At 72.7% G+C, this 15,629-nt stretch carries 15 protein-coding genes; 11 read left to right on the plus strand and 4 right to left on the minus strand.

Going from position 1 to position 15,629, the window contains the following annotated elements; genetic code table 11:
- The coding region (locus G3A44_RS16360) for a hypothetical protein (RefSeq protein ID WP_163458821.1) at positions 1–687 on the plus strand (687 nt) is incomplete at its 5' end.
- A 14-nt stretch (positions 688–701) separates the two neighbouring features.
- Here the strand turns inward: G3A44_RS16360 and G3A44_RS16365 are convergent.
- Genes G3A44_RS16365 through G3A44_RS16375 form a run of 3 tightly spaced genes read right to left on the minus strand, consistent with a single transcriptional unit; the run spans position 702 to position 6,000 of the window.
- Positions 702–1,313: an SLATT domain-containing protein gene (locus tag G3A44_RS16365; RefSeq protein ID WP_163458822.1), complete on the minus strand. Its 612-nt coding sequence runs from the start codon at positions 1,311–1,313 to the stop codon at positions 702–704.
- 26 nt (positions 1,314–1,339) lie between these two features.
- Positions 1,340–3,898, minus strand: a complete 2,559-nt coding sequence (locus tag G3A44_RS16370) for an amidohydrolase family protein (protein ID WP_163458823.1) — start codon at positions 3,896–3,898, stop codon at positions 1,340–1,342.
- The gene (locus tag G3A44_RS16375) at positions 3,895–6,000 is read right to left on the minus strand and encodes a hypothetical protein (RefSeq protein ID WP_163458824.1); all 2,106 of its coding nucleotides are present in this window, start codon (positions 5,998–6,000) and stop codon (positions 3,895–3,897) included. The genes G3A44_RS16370 and G3A44_RS16375 overlap by 4 nt, the downstream gene beginning before the upstream one ends.
- A 27-nt stretch (positions 6,001–6,027) precedes the next feature.
- On the opposite strand from G3A44_RS16375, the gene G3A44_RS16380 reads away from it, so the two are divergent.
- A complete protein-coding gene (locus G3A44_RS16380) occupies positions 6,028–6,333 on the plus strand; it encodes a hypothetical protein (RefSeq protein ID WP_163458825.1) in 306 nt (101 codons plus the stop codon).
- A gap of 71 nt (positions 6,334–6,404) precedes the next feature.
- Here G3A44_RS16380 and G3A44_RS24130 read toward each other — a convergent pair whose 3' ends face one another.
- A complete protein-coding gene (locus tag G3A44_RS24130; protein WP_163458826.1) occupies positions 6,405–7,031 on the minus strand; it encodes a hypothetical protein in 627 nt (208 codons plus the stop codon).
- Positions 7,032–7,127: 96 nt separating this feature from the next.
- Here G3A44_RS24130 and gspG point away from each other — a divergent pair, with 96 nt between their 5' ends.
- The 9 genes from gspG (at position 7,128) to gspD (ending at position 15,628) form a co-directional block, all read left to right on the plus strand.
- Positions 7,128–7,595, plus strand: a complete 468-nt coding sequence (gene gspG, locus G3A44_RS16390; protein WP_163458827.1) for a type II secretion system major pseudopilin GspG — start codon at positions 7,128–7,130, stop codon at positions 7,593–7,595.
- Positions 7,596–7,612: 17 nt separating this feature from the next.
- Positions 7,613–8,065, plus strand: a complete 453-nt coding sequence (locus G3A44_RS16395; RefSeq protein ID WP_163458828.1) for a prepilin-type N-terminal cleavage/methylation domain-containing protein — start codon at positions 7,613–7,615, stop codon at positions 8,063–8,065.
- Positions 8,062–8,478, plus strand: coding sequence for a type II secretion system minor pseudopilin GspI (gene gspI, locus G3A44_RS16400; RefSeq protein WP_163458829.1), 417 nt, complete (start codon positions 8,062–8,064; stop codon positions 8,476–8,478). Before G3A44_RS16395 ends, gspI begins: the two co-directional genes overlap by 4 nt.
- Before the next feature lie 41 nt (positions 8,479–8,519).
- Positions 8,520–9,248: a prepilin-type N-terminal cleavage/methylation domain-containing protein gene (locus tag G3A44_RS16405; protein ID WP_163458830.1), complete on the plus strand. Its 729-nt coding sequence runs from the start codon at positions 8,520–8,522 to the stop codon at positions 9,246–9,248.
- Entirely contained in the window at positions 9,245–10,276 is a 1,032-nt protein-coding gene (gene gspK, locus G3A44_RS16410; protein ID WP_163458831.1) for a type II secretion system minor pseudopilin GspK, read from the plus strand. The genes G3A44_RS16405 and gspK overlap by 4 nt, the downstream gene beginning before the upstream one ends.
- A 151-nt stretch (positions 10,277–10,427) precedes the next feature.
- On the plus strand, positions 10,428–11,921 hold the full coding sequence (gene gspL / locus G3A44_RS16415; protein ID WP_163458832.1) for a type II secretion system protein GspL: 1,494 nt from the start codon (positions 10,428–10,430) through the stop codon (positions 11,919–11,921).
- A 5-nt stretch (positions 11,922–11,926) separates the two neighbouring features.
- Complete coding sequence (locus G3A44_RS16420; protein ID WP_163458833.1) at positions 11,927–12,451, plus strand: type II secretion system protein M; 525 nt, start codon at positions 11,927–11,929, stop codon at positions 12,449–12,451.
- A gap of 37 nt (positions 12,452–12,488) precedes the next feature.
- A complete protein-coding gene (gspN, locus tag G3A44_RS16425) occupies positions 12,489–13,358 on the plus strand; it encodes a type II secretion system protein N (protein WP_163458834.1) in 870 nt (289 codons plus the stop codon).
- Positions 13,359–13,360: 2 nt separating this feature from the next.
- Positions 13,361–15,628: a type II secretion system secretin GspD gene (gspD, locus tag G3A44_RS16430; protein ID WP_163458835.1), complete on the plus strand. Its 2,268-nt coding sequence runs from the start codon at positions 13,361–13,363 to the stop codon at positions 15,626–15,628.
- Position 15,629: the final 1 nt, after the last annotated feature.

The following is a 15,629-nucleotide window of genomic DNA, read 5'->3' on the forward strand; positions in this document are numbered from 1 at the left end:
GCGGCGGCCGGCCCCGCCGCAGCCGCCCACCCGGCGGCGCAGGCCAGGCGCCCAGGCGCCCTGGCCGCGCCCGCGCCCTGCCCCGCCAACACCCAGGGCATCGCCTGCTGGCGCCGCCTGCAGGCCGCCGAGGCCCGCGCCCTGGCCGGCCAGAAGAGCGCCGACGCCCCGCGCCGCCAGGCCGGCCGCCTCACCCTGGGCCGTGCCCCCGCGCTGGAGGACACCCCCGGCGGCCCCGTCTGGCTCTACGAAGCCCGGCTGCCCGGCGCCGGCCACCACCTGGTCAGCCAACGGGCCTCACCGCAGGCCCCGCAGCAGGTGCAGGGCCTGTGGCTGCTGCAGGCCGCCACCGGCCGGCTGCAGCCCCTGCCCGGCCCGGTGCGCCTGTCGCCCGACGGCCGGCACCTGTTTGCCTTGTCCACAGACGGCCACACCCTGAGCCTGCTGCAGCGCGCCGGCGACGGCCCCCAGACCCGCTGGCGCCAGCAGTTCCGTCTGGAATCCCCCGCCAGCCTGCAGTTCAGCTGGCAAAACTGGCGCCGTGACGGCCTGGCCGTGCACCTGCACTGGCACAGCACCGCCCCGTGCCCCGCCGACGGCCGCACCCAACTGCGCGAAGGCCCCCACGGCTGGGAACTGGTGCCGGAACCCGCGCCCCAAGAGGCGTGCACGGCGGTGGAGCGCTGAAGGCTGGCGCAGCGTCAGGGGCCTGGCACCTTGGCCTTGGCCAAGGCCTCTTGCATGGCGCCGCGCCACTGGCCCGCTTCGCTCGCCATCAGCGCGTGATGCGCATCCAGAAAATCGCTGGCGGACTGGATGAGCCGCTGCGTTTGCGGCCCATCGGGCTCGGCCCCCGCCAACACCGCCATTTGGCCCTGCCAGGCCAGGGTCCAGCGGACCATCCCGGCCTCCAGCGCCATCACGGTGCTGGTGTAGCGGCCGTGGGCCTGCGTGCCCGCCCACACGGTGTCCACCACCAGGGCCAGGCCGCCCAGCATCAACCAGAGCTGGCCCGTGTCCTTCAGGCACGCCAAGGGTCCGCCACTTTGACCCCACAACTGCGTGATCAGCGGCTGCAGCGCGCCCAAGGCACCAAAGCCCACCGCGGCCACCCGGCACGAATTGCTCCACCACTTGCTGCGGCACTGCCGCGCCCGGTAGTACGCCACGTCCCCCGCCACCACCTCACGCACCGCCTCAGCCAGCGTGGCCAAAGAAGCCAATCGCTGCCCCGGCGCCCAGGCCAGGCACGCCACCGTATCGGCCAAGCGCACAGAGGCCCGCCGCTCCGCCGCCGCATCTCCACCCCACATCACACCGTCTCCTCCTTGTGTGGCTTTCACCGCCCATGAAACCCGTGCTCCCGGCCACGTGCGTTCACCGGGCGCAGCAGGTCCAGCGCTTGGTGGTCCGTCAGGCCCTGGCCGCGCAGCACGGCGTAGAGCTGGTAGAACTCACTGCTCAGGTCGCCGGCAAAAATGCCGGGGTCGTCAGACCCCAGTGACACCAGCACCTGCGGGTCGGTGGGCACCTCATGCCCGGGGGCCCGCATCCAGCGCAGGGCGTGGTGCTCGGCAAATCCTTCGTACAGGCTGATGCGCACATTGCTGGAGGGCAGCGTCTCCACCCCCACCCGGCGCGCCAGCAGCCGTTGCATCAAGGCCTGTTGCATCACCAGCAACTCGGCCTCGGTCCAAAACCGGGCGGCCACCGCTTGGCGCTGGGCGCTGCGTTGGCGCACCGCTTTGTCACTCCACCAGCGCCAGCACAGGCGCAGCGCCTGCGGGTGCTGGTCGGCCGCTTGTTCGGCCAGGGCCAGCTCGGCCCGGTGGCGTGGCACCGGGCTCCAGGCCGGGGCCGGCGCGCCGTCGTCCGGGGTGGTGCCCGGGGGGGTCGCCTTCGGCCACTCGCCCCGCTGCACCAGCACGTCCTGCACCGCCTGCGGGTGCAGGTGGCGGCAGGCCATGGCCGCCTCCAGGCCGGTGGCAGACACCGGCTCGCCCAGCAGCCGGGTGGCCAGGGCGGCAGCCTCGCGCTGGGTGCGCTCGGCGGCGGCCAGGGTGTCGGGCCGGTCGCGCAGCAGTTGCCAGGCGCACAGCAGGTCCAGCAGCCAGTCGCCCGCCGCCACATGCAGCGTGGGCGGTGTGCGCGCCAACCACAGCGCCGGGTTGATGCCCATGGCGGTGCCGTGGCCGATGCGGTCGCCGGGCTGCAGGTCCAGCAGCGTCAGCGCGTCGTGCATGGCGCGCAGGCCCGAGGCCAGGTGCACAAAGTCCTCGCCCGCGTGGTAGCTGCTGTGGGTCAGGCCGGCCTCGCGGCAGGCGCGCCAGCAGGCCGCAAACACCTCGGGCGGGGCGTGCAGCTCGTTGGCCGCCGCGTCAATGCCACGCACCCAGCGGCGCAGGCGCGGCCAGCGCGCCAGTGTTTGCGCCAGGGCGGCGGCCTTTTGGTCCAGCTCGCGGCGCAACTTCTTGAAGCGGTAGGCGCTGCGGCCTTGGGGGTCGGGGTCGGGCTGCTTGATGAAGTGCGCCACCAGCGTCAGGTGCTGCACGCGCCGGTCGTCGGGCGGCAGGCCGGCGGTCAGCCCGTCCAGCGCACGCAACACCGTGCCCAGGGTGGCAGGTTCGCGTGCAGCCACCTCTTCAGGCCCCGGCGGCGCGGGCCGGGGCGATGGCAGGTGCTGGGCCAGGTAACGGCGGTAGTCGCCCAGCACCTGGGCCAGCAGGGCCTCGTTCTTGGCCACCGATTCCTTGGGGGCAAAGCGCCCTTCCAGCCGGCCGGTGCGGCTGTAGCCCTGCTGAGGCGCACCGTGCATCTGGGCCAGGCGGTCGGCGTAGCGTTCCTCGGGTTTCCAGCGCAGCGGCACAAAGGTCAAGCGCTGGAACTGGTCAAAGCCGTATTGGCCTTCTTCCTGCACCAGCAGGCGGTGGTATTGGTGTTGCAGCAGCAGGTAGAGGTGCAGCAGCCGCGCCAGCCACTCGGGCGGCGCGCCGGCGGGCTGGCCGGGCTGTTGCAGGCGCACCAGCAGGCGGGTCAGCCAGTCCACCTCTTGCGCCGCGCTGGGTGGGCCCAGGCGGTCGGCGGCGGGCAGTTGCGGGGCGGGCGTGGCCATCAGCGCGGCCAGGGTGGTGGGCACGGGTGTGCCGGCGGGCAGCAAGTCTGGCAGGCAGTGGGCGCTGGCCAGCAGCAGCCAGCGGCGCAGGCGGGCGGCGTGGCGCAGGTGCTCCAGCAGGCGTTGCGGGCGCAGCTCAGGGTCCACCGCGTGGCACAGCTCGCGCAGGCGGGCCTCGTTGGGGCCGCACTGGTGGAATTCAGCGGCGAAGGCCGTCACCGTGGCTTCGGGCTGTTGCAGCGCTTGCAGCCAGCTCAGCTCGGCATGGGTGCTGCCGTTCAGGTGCAGGTGGGTTTCGTGCAGGCCCTCGCGCTGCACATAGGCCTCCACCGCGCCGTCGTGCGGGCGCAGCACCGGGGCGGGCTCGGCCAGGGTGGGCAGGTGTGGGTGCTGCCAGGGCCGGCCCGGCGCCAACACCTGCGCCGCCCGGGCGGCGGCCAGCACCGGCAGGCCGCTGATGCGGCTCATCACACTTTGCTGCCACACGCCAAAGTGGGCCAGCTTCACCACCGGCTGGCCGTGCGGGCATTCTAAAAACTCGTCCGCCAGTACCTGCAGCAGGCGCAGCACGCCGGGCGCTGGGGCACCGTTGCACAGCACGGCCCAGCCTTGCTGAAACACATGGTCGGGGTGGCGTGCCGCCCAAGGCTGCTGGGTCAGGTACACCGCCTCTTCCACCTCACGCGGCGCGGGCTCGCGGTGCAGGTCAACGGCTGACAGCAGGTTGAGCAGGCGGTAGCCGCCGAGGGCGGCGGTGGCGAGGCGGGCGGGTGTGGTGGGGGTCATGCGCCCACATCACGCGCCGAACTGCCCGCCGTCTGGACTCTTGAGTCAGGCAAACGCATGAGCGGGAATTTGTCTAACCACGACAGTCCACTCAAGCTTGAAAATTTCTTAGTCGGCCCCTGCACAGCCACGTCAAAGCTAGTCGAGCCTCGGTTCCTCCAAGCACGCCTGTGTCGATCCAGCAAGACATCAAAGACTTCCGGTTCCTCTGAGCTAACCGCCCAGTCTTCGGTCTGAAAGTGCAAAGTTGCCCAGACCTTGCCAGGCCAGAGCGCCGAACACAAGAATGTCTGTCTGTCTGCTGATTCGGGATCGATGGCCAACCAGTTCATGATCGACACCGCAACCTGATCCAACAGTTTCCAGGCCACAGGGAACGATGATTCCGGCCAATCCACCGACTTGCCAGACCACCCTATCCAGTGGGGAAGGTATGTGGAGTGCGGAACCTTGGCACGTACAAGTACGCCCTTCGCATGAAGCGTTACGTGCTCAGGGAGCGACGCCTCGGCAAAGAACTGTCCCGGGGTCATAAGCAGTGCCAGAACCGCTAGGGCCGCATGATTCGTCGTCAACACCAGGGAGCGAGTGGGCTCCTCGACCACCTTGTGCAGATAAAGCAAGCGCGAGAAGGCCTGAAGCGTTTGAAGGTCCAGTGCGGCGCCAGAGAACTTCGCCGTGAGTTTAGGCGCCGGCTCACCCCAAATCGGCGCCACCAACCACGCCCATTCCAGGGGATCTGCACTCTCGCCCACACGCATGTAGCGCTTGAACTCATCGACGCTGGGCGGTGTGATCCGCACATGGGCCGCGGCTTCTGGCGGTGTTGCGCTGGTGGCATGCTGCGTGGTCTGAAACGCCGACACCGTGCCCGGCCCCATCAGCATGTAAGCAATCGCCCGGTCTGGCCGGCCCATGCAGAAACGCGCCACTTCTGCCGACAGCGCAAAGAAGCAGGCATTCAAACTCTCGCTGGTGGACGTGGGGCGCAGGTACGCGCCGGTGTCGAGGTTGCCTTGCTCCAGCACCACGTCCACCACGCCTTTGATGAGAGCCGGAAAGTGGTCTTGGGCGATGGCGTCCACGTCCACCCCGTGGGCGTAGAGGCTGCCCAGGCAGGCGTAGCGCACGGCCTCGGTGAAGGTGCGCTGAAAGGCTTGCAGCAGCGCAAACACTTCTTTGGCGTCAGCGGCTGGGCCGCGCAGCTTGATCTGGCCGTTTTCCACCACCAGCAGCGGCGTGCAGCGGGCCAGCACCTGCAAGATGGAGCGGATGGGCCAGCTCAAGACGTAGTCGCGGTAGGGCATCAGCTCTGCAGCGTCTTTGACCAACAGCCCGTGCTGGAGCGTGAAGGTCAACAGCGCTGACAAGCTGGTTTGCGGCTGCACGCTGGCATCGGCCGTGGTGTCGGTGCGTGACGGCCACTGCAACTGAATGGGGCCTTCGGTTTGGTCCACGTTTTTCAGCGGCAGCAACTGAAACCGCCGCTGCACCGGAAACACCTTCAGCAGGTACTGCTCTTCCAGGTGGTCGAGCATGCGGTGGTGCTGGGTTTGGCGTTCGGGCTTGGCGCCTTCCACCTCCTTGCCCACGTTCTCCACCATCTTGCGGCGGGCAAGTTGGGCGTACAGCTCCATGTCGCCGGCCACCAGCACCACCAGGCGCGGGCTGTTGAGGTATTTGCGCAGGCACTCCATCACCTCGGTGCCTTTGTGGGCGCTGGTGTCGGCGTCGTCAAAGGCCAGCACCAGGGCGTCGGCCTTCAGCACGATGCAGGCGTGGTCAAGCAGGGTGTGGAAGGTGCGGCGCAGGTGTTCGCCTTCGTCCACCCGCTCCAGTTGCAGGCTGACGAAGACTTCCGGGTCCACCACGTCTTTGAGCGGATCGTGCTTGTCGTGCAGCAGGCTCAGGCCGCCGTAGAGCTTTTCCAGCGTGGCGCGGAACTGCTGGGTGGCGTCTTGGCGGGCACGTTCGCCAAAGGTGGGCGTGCAGTCATCCACCCGGCGCTGCACGGCGCGCACCACGTTGAGCAGGATCTTTTCGCCGGTCTCCACGCGGCTGGGGTCCAGCAAGCCCAGGAAGCAGAGCGTGGACTGGGCCACGGCGGGGGGTGGTGGCTCGGCGCCGGTTTGCAGTTCTTGGCACAAGGCGCGGCAGGCCGCGCGCAAGAAGGTGGTCTTGCCGGCGCCGCGCGTGCCGTCAATGAAGCTGGTGTGGCCTTGGTCCAGCGGCTGGAGGGATTCCCGCCACGGCTCGGGCTGGGCACAGCAGCTGGCAGGCCGCTTCTGCGCCTTGGCTTGCGCCATGCTGTCGTCCACCTGCTGGACCAGGCGCTTCAGCGTCTTGACGTGGACGGTTTGGAAGGGGTCGGGCGCGTCGAGTTGATCGAGCCGGATGACAAGAGGCTGGTCAGACATGGCACGTTGGCGCTGTGAACACACAGCGCCAACGGTAACCGCAAAACCCCTGCGTTAAGTGCGGCTCGCCGGCCCGGCGGGGCCGCCGCTCACTCGTCGTCTTCTTCGGCGTCTGAGGGGCGGGCGCCAGGCGGGGTGGCGCCGGGCATGGGGCGCTGGGCGGCGGCGCCGGCCAGGGCGGGGGCACGCGGGCGGATCAGGCCCGGGCTGTGGGGGGTGGGGCCGGCCACGGCACCTTGGGGGCGCGGGCCGGCGGGGGCTGGGGCGGCGCCATGGCCGGCGGCCTCGGGCTCGGGCAGTTGCAGGGTGAGGGTGGCGGCTTCGCCGCGCGGGCCCAGGCTGGCGCTGCGGCGGGTCACGGCCTGCAGCACCAGGCCGTCGGCCACCTGGGCGCCCACGCGGTAGGTGCGGGGCAGTTCACCTTCCACGGCCAGGGTGGCCCAGCCTTCGCGGCGGCCGGCGCGATCGCCCGGCGGCGAGACCACACCCAGCAGCTGGAAGCGGGCGTCGCCCGCCTCGGCCTCGGGCTCGTCCTCTTCCGGCTCGGCCACCTGGCCCAGCAGGCGGTCCAGGGGCGCACCGCCCAGGGCCTGGGGCGCGGGCGTGCGCACGCCTTCGGGCACGGGGGAGCCGTGGGCCGTGAGCTGCACGCCCCAGAACACCGCGCTGGCCGCCAGCAAGGCCCAGACGCCGAAGGTCAACAATCGCGTCACCATCCGAAGATTATGATTCACCGACTGTTGCCGGCCGATGATGGAACGGTGTCTCACCACGCGGCGCAACCCCTTTGCTGAACCCGTCTTCCGCCTGCCATGAACGCATTCCGCTCTTTCCTTCCGCACGGCCGCACGGGCCAGGGTCTGGCCGCCCGCCGGGCGCGCGGCTTCACCCTCATCGAGATCATGGTGGTGGTGGTCATCATTGGCGTGCTGGCAGCCCTGGTGGTGCCGGGCGTGCTGGGCCGGGCCGATGACGCGCGCATCACCGCCGCGCGCACCGACATTTCCAGCCTGATGCAGGCGCTCAAGCTCTACAAGCTGGACAACCAGCGCTTCCCCTCGGCCGACCAGGGGCTGCAGGCCCTGGTGAGCAAGCCCACCACCGGCACCATTCCGGGCAACTGGAAGACCTACGTGGAAAAGCTGCCCAACGACCCCTGGGGCCGCCCCTACCAGTACGCCAACCCGGGCGTGAAGGGTGAGATCGATGTCTTCAGCCTGGGCGCCGACGGCCAGCCCGGCGGCGAGGGCGCCGACGCCGACATCGGCTCCTGGCAGTAAGCGCGCAGGCCGGCCCGGTGCGCGGTGCGCAGCGCCCCCGCGGCTTCACCCTGCTGGAGCTGCTGCTGGTGGTGGCCTTGATCGCGGTGTCGGTGGGCATGGTGAGCCTGTCGCTGCGCGACGCCGATGCCAACCGCCTGGAGGAAGAGGCGCAACGGCTGTCGGCCCTGCTGGACAGCGCACGCGCCCGCTCCCGGGCCATGGGCCGGCCGGTGGCCTGGCAGCCAGTCAAGGACGGCAGCGCCTTCCGCTTCTCCGGTCTGCCTGACGGCCAGGCGCTGCCCAGCCAGTGGCTGGACGAGCGCACACGCGCGCAGGTGGACGGGGCGCCCGAGCTGGTGCTGGGCCCCGAACCCATCGGCCCGCCGCAGCGCGTGCGGCTGGTGATTGGCGAGCGCAGCCTGACCCTGGGCACCGACGGCCTGGGCCCCTTCCAGCGCCTGGACGAGACCGGAAGCGCCACCCCATGAGCCCGACCCCGCGCCGCCACGCCACTGCCCGCACGGTCCGCCCGGCGGGCACCGCACGCCGCCGGCAGGGCTTCACGCTGGTGGAGGTACTGGTGGCCCTGGCCATCGTGGCCGTCACCCTGGCGGCGGGCAGCCGGGCGGCCGACAGCCTGATTGGCAATGCCAGCCGGCTGGGCGACGCCACGGTGGCCCAGTGGTGCGCCGACAACCGGCTGACCGCCTTCCGCCTGGCGCGGCAGTTTCCCGACCAGGGCGAGAGCGATGCGACCTGCGAGCAGCTGGGCCGCACCCTGAACCTGCACACCCGGGTGCAGCCCACCCCCAACCCCAACTTCCGCCGGGTGGATGTGCAGGTGCAGGACGAGAACCGCCAGCCCATCCTGACCCTGTCCACGGTGCTGCCGCGCTATTGAGCACGGCCCCCCCGACACCGCTCATCCCGTCCGCATTGCCCATGCCCGCCCTGCGCCCGCCGCCGCCCGCCCACGCCCCCGGCGCCCCCCGCCGTGCGGCCGGCTTCACCCTGGTGGAGGTGCTGGTGGCGCTGTTCATCCTGTCCATCGTGGCGCTGCTGTCGTGGCGCGGGGTGGACGGCCTGGTGCGCGCCCGCGACGCGGCCAGCGCCCACGGCGACGCCGCCCTGCGCCTGGGCACCGTGGTGGGTCAGTGGGAGGCCGACCTGACCCAGCTGCAGCGCAGCGCGACCACCCCCACCCTGCGCCACGACGGCGCGGCCCTGCGCCTGGTGCGCCGCCATCCGCAAGGCCTGCAGGTGGTGGTCTGGACGCTGCAGGACGGCCGCCTGTGGCGCTGGGCCTCGCCCCCGCAGACCGACACCGCCGGCTTGCAGCGGGCCTGGCAGACCGGCCTGCAGTGGACCCTGCTGCAGGGCCAGGCCCTGCCGGTGCTGGAGGGCGTGAGCGCCTGGCAGGTGTACTACTACCGCAGCGGCGACAACGCCTGGAGCAACGCCCAAAGCAGCGCGGGGCGCCCCGCCGGGCGCGTGCCGGTGCCGGCCCGGCCGGCCTCCGGCGCCTCCAGCCCCGACAACCCGGGCGAGCCCGGCGATGACGGCGAGGACGAACCGGCCGAGGCCGACCTGATCCCCAGCGGCGTGCGTCTGCAGCTCAGCCTGCCGGCCGGCGTGCTCACCCGCGACCTGATGCTGCCCCTGGCACCATGAGCCACGCCCCCTGTCCCTCCCCCCTGCCCGGCCGGTGCCCCCGCCAGCGCCCGGGCCGCCGCCACCACCAGCGGGGCGCCGCCCTGCTGGTGGCCATGCTCATCGTCACCCTGGTCACCACCCTGGCCGCAGGCATGGTGTGGCAGCAGCACCGGGCCTTTGAGGTGGAGGCCGCCGAACGCGCCCGCACCCAGGCCAGCTGGCTGCTGGGCGGGGCCCTGGACTGGGCCCGGCTGATCCTGCGGGAGGACGCCCGCGACGGCGGCGCCGACGGCCTGACCGAGCCCTGGGCCACCGGTCTGGCCGAGATCCGCCTCTCCAGCTTCCTGGCCAGCGACAGCAACCGCAGCGCCGACGACGGGCTGGACGCCTTCCTCAGCGGCCAGATCGAGGATGCCCAGGCGCGCTACAACCTGCGCAACCTGCTGGAGGGCAACCCCGAGCAGCTCAAGGCGGAGCAGGCCATCCTGAACCGCCTGTTCGAGACCCTGGGCCTCACGCCCACCCTGGCCCAGCAGCTGGGCGAGCGGCTGCGCCAGGCGCACCAGGCCACGCAGGGATCGGCCTCGGCCGACGGGTCCACGGGCCAGGCCGGCGGCGACGCCGCCGCCCTGCCCCTGATGCCCCAGCGGGCGGAGCAGCTCACCTGGCTGGGCCTGGACCGCCGCAGCCTGGACACCTTGGCACCGTATCTGGTCATGCTGCCGCAACGCAGCACGGTCAACATCAACACCGCGCCGGTGGAGGTCCTGATGGCCGCCGTCGAGGGCCTGGACCGCGCCAGCGCCCAGCGCCTGGCGCAACAGCGCCTGTTGCTCAAGAAGGGATTCGAAGACCTGTCCGCCGCCAAACCCTACCTGCCCGAGAAGGTGAGCCTGAGCCCGCGCCACATCGGCACGCGCAGCAGCCACTTCGAGGTGACCGGCCAGCTCCGCTATGAGGACATGGTGCTGCGCGAGCGCTCGCTGCTGCAGCGCCAGGGCCTGGAGGTGCGCGTGCTGCGCCGCGACCGCGTGCCCGAATCCTGACCCGTCCCGCCAGGGCGGCCGCCGGTGCAGCCGCCCTGGCAAGCCCGGGGCGGGCCGCCCCTGGCCTGAGGCCACAATAGGCCCGCCCCGCGCCTGCCGTGCGCCCCCCGCCACCCTGTGGCGCAGGCGCCAGAAGACCCCGACCCGATCCATGTCCATCCTCCTCGTCCAGCTGCCTGCTCGCGCCCGCACCGCCGCCCACCTGGCGCCCGCTCCGGCCGCGCAGCCGGCCGACGAGACCCCGGAGCTGGACTGGACCCTGTGCGACGACAGCCTGCAGCCGCAGCACAGCGGCCGCAGCCCCGTGGCCGGCCTGCCCGAGGCCACCAGCCGCGTCGCCGTGCTGGACCCGCGTGATGTGGCCTGGCACCCCCTGCAATCCTGGCCCAAGGCCCCGCCGGCCCGCCTGCGCGCCGCGCTGCAGGGCCTGCTGGAAGAATCCCTAGCCGACGAGACCGACGACCTGCACCTGGCCCTGTCGCCCCGGGAGCAGGCCGGGCCGGACGCCCCCGTGTGGGTGGCCAGCACCCAGCGCAGCTGGCTGGCGCACTGGATTGGCCAGCTCGAAACCGAACAGCAAAGCCTGGCGCGCATCGTGCCGGCCTGGGCGCCGGGCGAGGGCCTGAGCGCCCACGTCTGGACCGAAGGCGGCCAGGCCTGGCTGCTGTGGCGCGACGCCCGCGGCCCGCTGTGCCTGCCGGCCGACAGCGCCATGGCCCGCCAGCTGGTGCACCAGGCCCAGGCCCCGCAGGCCGACGGCAGCACCCCGACCATCGAATGGAGCGGCCAGGGCGCTGGTGCCGAGGTGGCCGCCCGCCTGGCCGGCGCCCCGGTGGAGGCCCATGCCCTGGCCGAGCGCCTGACCCAGGCCGCTGCCGGCGCCTGGAACCTGCGCCAGTTCGACCTGGCCCCGCGCCACCGGCGCGACCGCGCCCTGCGCGCCCTGGGTCAGCGCCTGTGGCACGACCCGGCCGGCCGGTGGGCACGCCGCGGCCTGCTGGGGCTGGTGCTGGTGCAGCTGGTGGGCGCCAACCTCTGGGCCTGGCAACAGCGCCATGCCCTGACCCAGCGCACCCAGTCGCTCACCCAGACGCTGCAGGCGGCGTTTCCGCAGGTGCGGGCCATCTTTGACCCGCCGGCGCAGATGCAGCGCGAGCTGGACCTGCTGCGCGCGGCCGCCGGCCGCCCGGGCGAGACCGACCTGGAGCCCCTGCTGCAGGCCGCCGACCAGGCCTGGCCGCCGCAGCGCGGCCCGGCCGAACAGCTGCGCTTTGAGCCTGGCCGGCTGCAGCTCTCGGCCACCGGCTGGAGCGCCGAGGAACTGCAGGCCTTCCGCAGCCAGCTCTGGCCGCTGGGGCTGGATGCCGAGTCCCCCAGCCCGGGCCAGGTGGTGGTCAGCCGCCTGCGTGGGCCCCTGCCCACCTTGCCCGCACCGGCGGGGCCGCAGGCGCCGGCTGGTGCACGCCCGCCCGGGGGCCCGGGGGCCCCACCCGGCCCCGGCGCCATGGCCCCGGGCGTGCGCGGCCCGGGCCTGGCGCCACCAGGCACCGTGCCGGGCACCGCCCGCCCCCTGCCCCCGGGCGGCGTCAGCGCCGCCCATTCCACCCTGCCCGGCGCCCGGCCGGCCGATGAAGAGGACCAGTGAGCGCCATGTCATCCCCCCGCCTCCCTTCGTGGCAGGACCGGCTGGCCCCGCAGCGTCAGGCCCTGCTGGCCCGCTGGCAGGCGCTGAGCCCGCGCGAGCGGCTCATGCTGACGGTGGCCGCCGCCGCCGTGGGCCTGCTGCTGCTGTGGTGGGTGGCGCTGCAGCCGGTCTGGCAGACCTGGCGCACCGTGCCGCCCAAGGCCCGCGCGCTGGAGGCGCAGTGGCTGCAGATGCAGGCCCAGGCCCAGGAGGCCCGCGACCTGCGCGGCCAGCCCGCCGTGGGCGCCCAGCAGGCGGCCGAGGCCCTGCAGGCCGCCAGCGCCCGGCTGGGCGCCAAGGCCAGCCTGCAGGTGCTGGCCGACCGCGCCACGCTGACGCTGAAAGACCTGTCGCCCGAGGAGCTGCGGCAGTGGCTGGGCGAAGCACGCCAGGCCGCCCGTGCCCGCCCGGTGGAGGCGCAGATCACCCGCCAGGCCAGCGGCCTGCTGCGTGGCCAGGTGGTGCTGCAGCTGCCGGGTGGCCCGGCATGAACCCGCGCCCCCGCATGAGCCCGCACCCGAGTCCCGCATGAAGGCCCTTCGCTGGACCCGTCGCCCCCCCTCGCTGCCCGCCACCACCGGCGTGGCCGCCCGCCCACGGCCGCGGCGCCCCGGCGGCCGCCGCAGCCGCCTGGTGGTGGGCACCGGCGCGCTCACCGGCCTGCTGCTGGCCGGCGTGCTGTGCTGGCCCGCCGCCTGGACGGTGGACGCCCTGTCCCGCGCCACCGACGGCCGGGTGCAGCTGCTGGACGCCCAGGGCCCCTGGTGGGCCGGCAGCGCCCTGCCCCTGCTCACCGGCGGGCCCGGCAGCCGGGACGCCATGATGCTGCCCGCACGTCTGGGTTGGCGCCTGGGCTGGTCCCAGGGCGGTCTGACCCTGCACCTGCAGCAGCCCGGCCACCTGCCTGAGGGCAGCGCCGTGCGCCTGCGCCCAGGCTGGGGCCGGCTGCAGGTGGCGCTGGAGCTGCCCGCCCAGGCCCCGGCCCGCTGGCCGGCGGCCTGGCTGCAGGGCCTGGGCGCGCCCTGGAACACCCTCAAGCTGGCCGGCCAGGTGCAACTGGCCAGCCAGGGCTTTGCCCTGGACCTGGACCGCAAGGGCTGGCAGGCCCAGGGCGCGCTGGAGCTGCAGCTGCGCGACACCGCCTCCAGCCTGGCCACCGTGGCCCCGCTGGGCAGCTACCGGGTACGCCTGGAAGGCCAGGGGCCCCAGGGCCTGCAGGTGCAGCTGCAGACCCTGCAAGGCGCGCTGCAGCTCAGCGGCAGCGGCACCCTGGGCCCGCGGGGCCTGAAATTCCGTGGCAGCGCCACCGCGGCCGAGGCCCAGGCCCCGGCCCTGAACAACCTGCTGAACCTTCTCGGACGCCGCCAAGGCGCGCAGTCCGTCCTCTCGATCGGCTGACCATGACCAAGCCCTTCCCTCCCGCTCCTGTCTCCCTGCGCCCCCGCCGCGGCCTGGCCCCGGTGCTGCTGGCCGCGCCGCTGTGGCTGGCGCCTGCCAGCCCGCTGCTGGCGCAGCCGGCCCAGGCGGACCTGCCGATGCCCGCCACCCGGGCCCGGGCGCCGGTGACGCTCAACTTCGTCAACGCCGAGATTGAGACCGTCTCGCGGGCCATCGGCGCCATGCTGGACCGGCAGATCCTGGTGGACCCGCGGGTGCGCGGCCAGCTCACCATCACCAGTGAGAAGCCCCAGCCCCCGGCCGAGGCCTGGCGCAGCTACCTGGCCGCGCTGCGCGGCATGGGCTTCACGGTGGTGGAGAACGCCGGCTGGCTCAAGGTGGTGCCCGAGGCCGAGGCCAAGCTGCAGGCCGGCACCGTCTCGGTGGGCGCGCCCACCGCCCGCGGCGACCAGATCCTGACGCAGATCTTCAAGCTCAACCACGAGAACCCCAACAACCTGGTGGCGGTGCTGCGCCCACTGATCAGCGCCAACAACACCATCAACGCCAACGCCGGCAGCAACTCGCTGGTGATCACCGACTACGCCGACAACCTGCAACGCCTGGCCAAGATCATCTCGGCCCTGGATCAGCCGGCCGGCTCGGCCATGGCGGTGGTGCCGGTGCAGCATGCCCTGGCCTCGGACCTGGCCCCGCTGGTGCAGCGTCTGCTGGGGGCGGCCACCAGTGGCGCGGCCACGCCCGGGCAACCGGCGGCGGCCGCGGCCGGCACCCAGGGCGGCGTGACCGTGCTGGTGGAGCCGCGGGGCAATGCGCTGATCGTGCGCGCCGCCAGCGCGGTGAAGGTGGAGGAGGCCCGCCAGCTCATCGAGCAGCTGGACCGGCCCACGCCGCACGGCGGCGGCCCGGCCGGCAACATCTGGGTGGTGCACCTGAAGAACGCCGACGCGGTGAAGCTGGCTGAGGTGCTGCGCGCGGCCATGGCCGCTGGGGCGGCCGGCGCCGGGGCTGGCACCTCAGGCAGCAGCGGCGGCACCAGCGGCTTTGCCAGCGGCGGGGGCGGCACCACGGCCAGCCGCAGCGGCCTCCAGCCGGGCGGCGCCGCAGCCGGCCAGGGTGGCGGGGCGGGCTCCACCGTGGCCACCACGCCGGTGGCGGCCTCGGCCAGCCCCAGCACCGGCGGCATGATCCAGGCCGACCCGGCCACCAACTCGCTCATCATCAGCGCCAGCGAGCCGGTCTACCGCCAGATGCGCCAGGTGATCGACCAGCTCGACACCCGCCGCGCGCAGATCTATGTGGAGTCCATGATCATCAAGGTGGACGCCGAGAAGGCCGCGGAATTCGGCATCCAGTGGCAGGGGCTGACCGGCAACGGCAGCACCGCCCTGTACGGCGGCACCAACTTTGGCACCAGCGGCAACCTGCTCAACCTGAGCATCGCCGCGGCCACCGGCAGCAGCAGCTCCACCACCAGCAGCAGCTCCTCGGCCCTGCCGGGCCAGGGCCTGAACGTGGGCATCTTCAAGAAGATCGCCGGCGAGTGGACGCTGGGCGCGCTGGGCCACTTCCTGCAGACGCAGGCCGGGGCCAACATCCTGTCCACGCCCAACATCGTGGCGCTGGACAACGAAGAGGCCAAGATCGTCATCGGCTCCAACGTGCCCTTTGTCACCGGCCAGTTCACCAACACCGGTACCAGCACCGGCACGGTCAACCCCTTCCAGACCATCGAGCGCAAGGACGTCGGCATCACCCTCAAGATCAAGAGCCAGATCGGCGAGGGCGGCACCATCCGCATGACGGTGTACCAGGAGAACTCCTCGCTGCGCGCGGACAACTCCTCCATCACCGACAAGAGCAGCATCGAGACCACCATCGTGGTGGACGATGGCCAGACCATGGTGCTGGGCGGCCTGCTCAAGGACGAGTACGGCGACACCGAGAGCCGGGTGCCGGTGCTGGGCGACATCCCGGTGCTGGGGGCGCTGTTCCGCAACGACGCGCGCAAGCGCACCAAGAGCAACCTGATGCTCTTCCTGCGACCCATCGTGATCCGCAACCAGGGCGACCTGGACCGCCTGAGCCTGAGCCGCTATGAGTCCATCCGGGCCCTGCAGCAGACCAGCCAGCCGGCCGAGCGCACCATGCTGCCGGTGGAGGGTGCCCCGGTGGCGCCGCCGCTGCCGGCCACCGCCGTGCCCGCGGCCCCGGCCGCGCCGGTGCAAGGCGTGGCCCCCGCCGCCACCGCCGACACCGCGGCGCGCTGAG

Source organism: Ideonella livida, from assembly GCF_010499455.1.
Lineage (GTDB): Bacteria > Pseudomonadota > Gammaproteobacteria > Burkholderiales > Burkholderiaceae_C > Ideonella > Ideonella livida.

Bases quoted from the DNA above. Each gene is read 5' to 3' on its own strand.
- G3A44_RS16405 (WP_163458830.1), top strand. From the start codon at position 8,520: ATGCCCGCCCTGCGCCCGCCGCCGCCCGCCCACGCCCCCGGCGCCCCC.
- G3A44_RS16365 (WP_163458822.1), bottom strand. From the start codon at position 1,313: ATGTGGGGTGGAGATGCGGCGGCGGAGCGGCGGGCCTCTGTGCGCTTG.
- G3A44_RS24130 (WP_163458826.1), bottom strand. From the start codon at position 7,031: ATGGTGACGCGATTGTTGACCTTCGGCGTCTGGGCCTTGCTGGCGGCC.
- gspI (WP_163458829.1), top strand. From the start codon at position 8,062: ATGAGCCCGACCCCGCGCCGCCACGCCACTGCCCGCACGGTCCGCCCG.
- gspG (WP_163458827.1), top strand. From the start codon at position 7,128: ATGAACGCATTCCGCTCTTTCCTTCCGCACGGCCGCACGGGCCAGGGT.
- G3A44_RS16370 (WP_163458823.1), bottom strand. From the start codon at position 3,898: ATGACCCCCACCACACCCGCCCGCCTCGCCACCGCCGCCCTCGGCGGC.
- gspD (WP_163458835.1), top strand. From the start codon at position 13,361: ATGACCAAGCCCTTCCCTCCCGCTCCTGTCTCCCTGCGCCCCCGCCGC.
- G3A44_RS16420 (WP_163458833.1), top strand. From the start codon at position 11,927: ATGTCATCCCCCCGCCTCCCTTCGTGGCAGGACCGGCTGGCCCCGCAG.
- gspK (WP_163458831.1), top strand. From the start codon at position 9,245: ATGAGCCACGCCCCCTGTCCCTCCCCCCTGCCCGGCCGGTGCCCCCGC.
- gspN (WP_163458834.1), top strand. From the start codon at position 12,489: ATGAAGGCCCTTCGCTGGACCCGTCGCCCCCCCTCGCTGCCCGCCACC.
- gspL (WP_163458832.1), top strand. From the start codon at position 10,428: ATGTCCATCCTCCTCGTCCAGCTGCCTGCTCGCGCCCGCACCGCCGCC.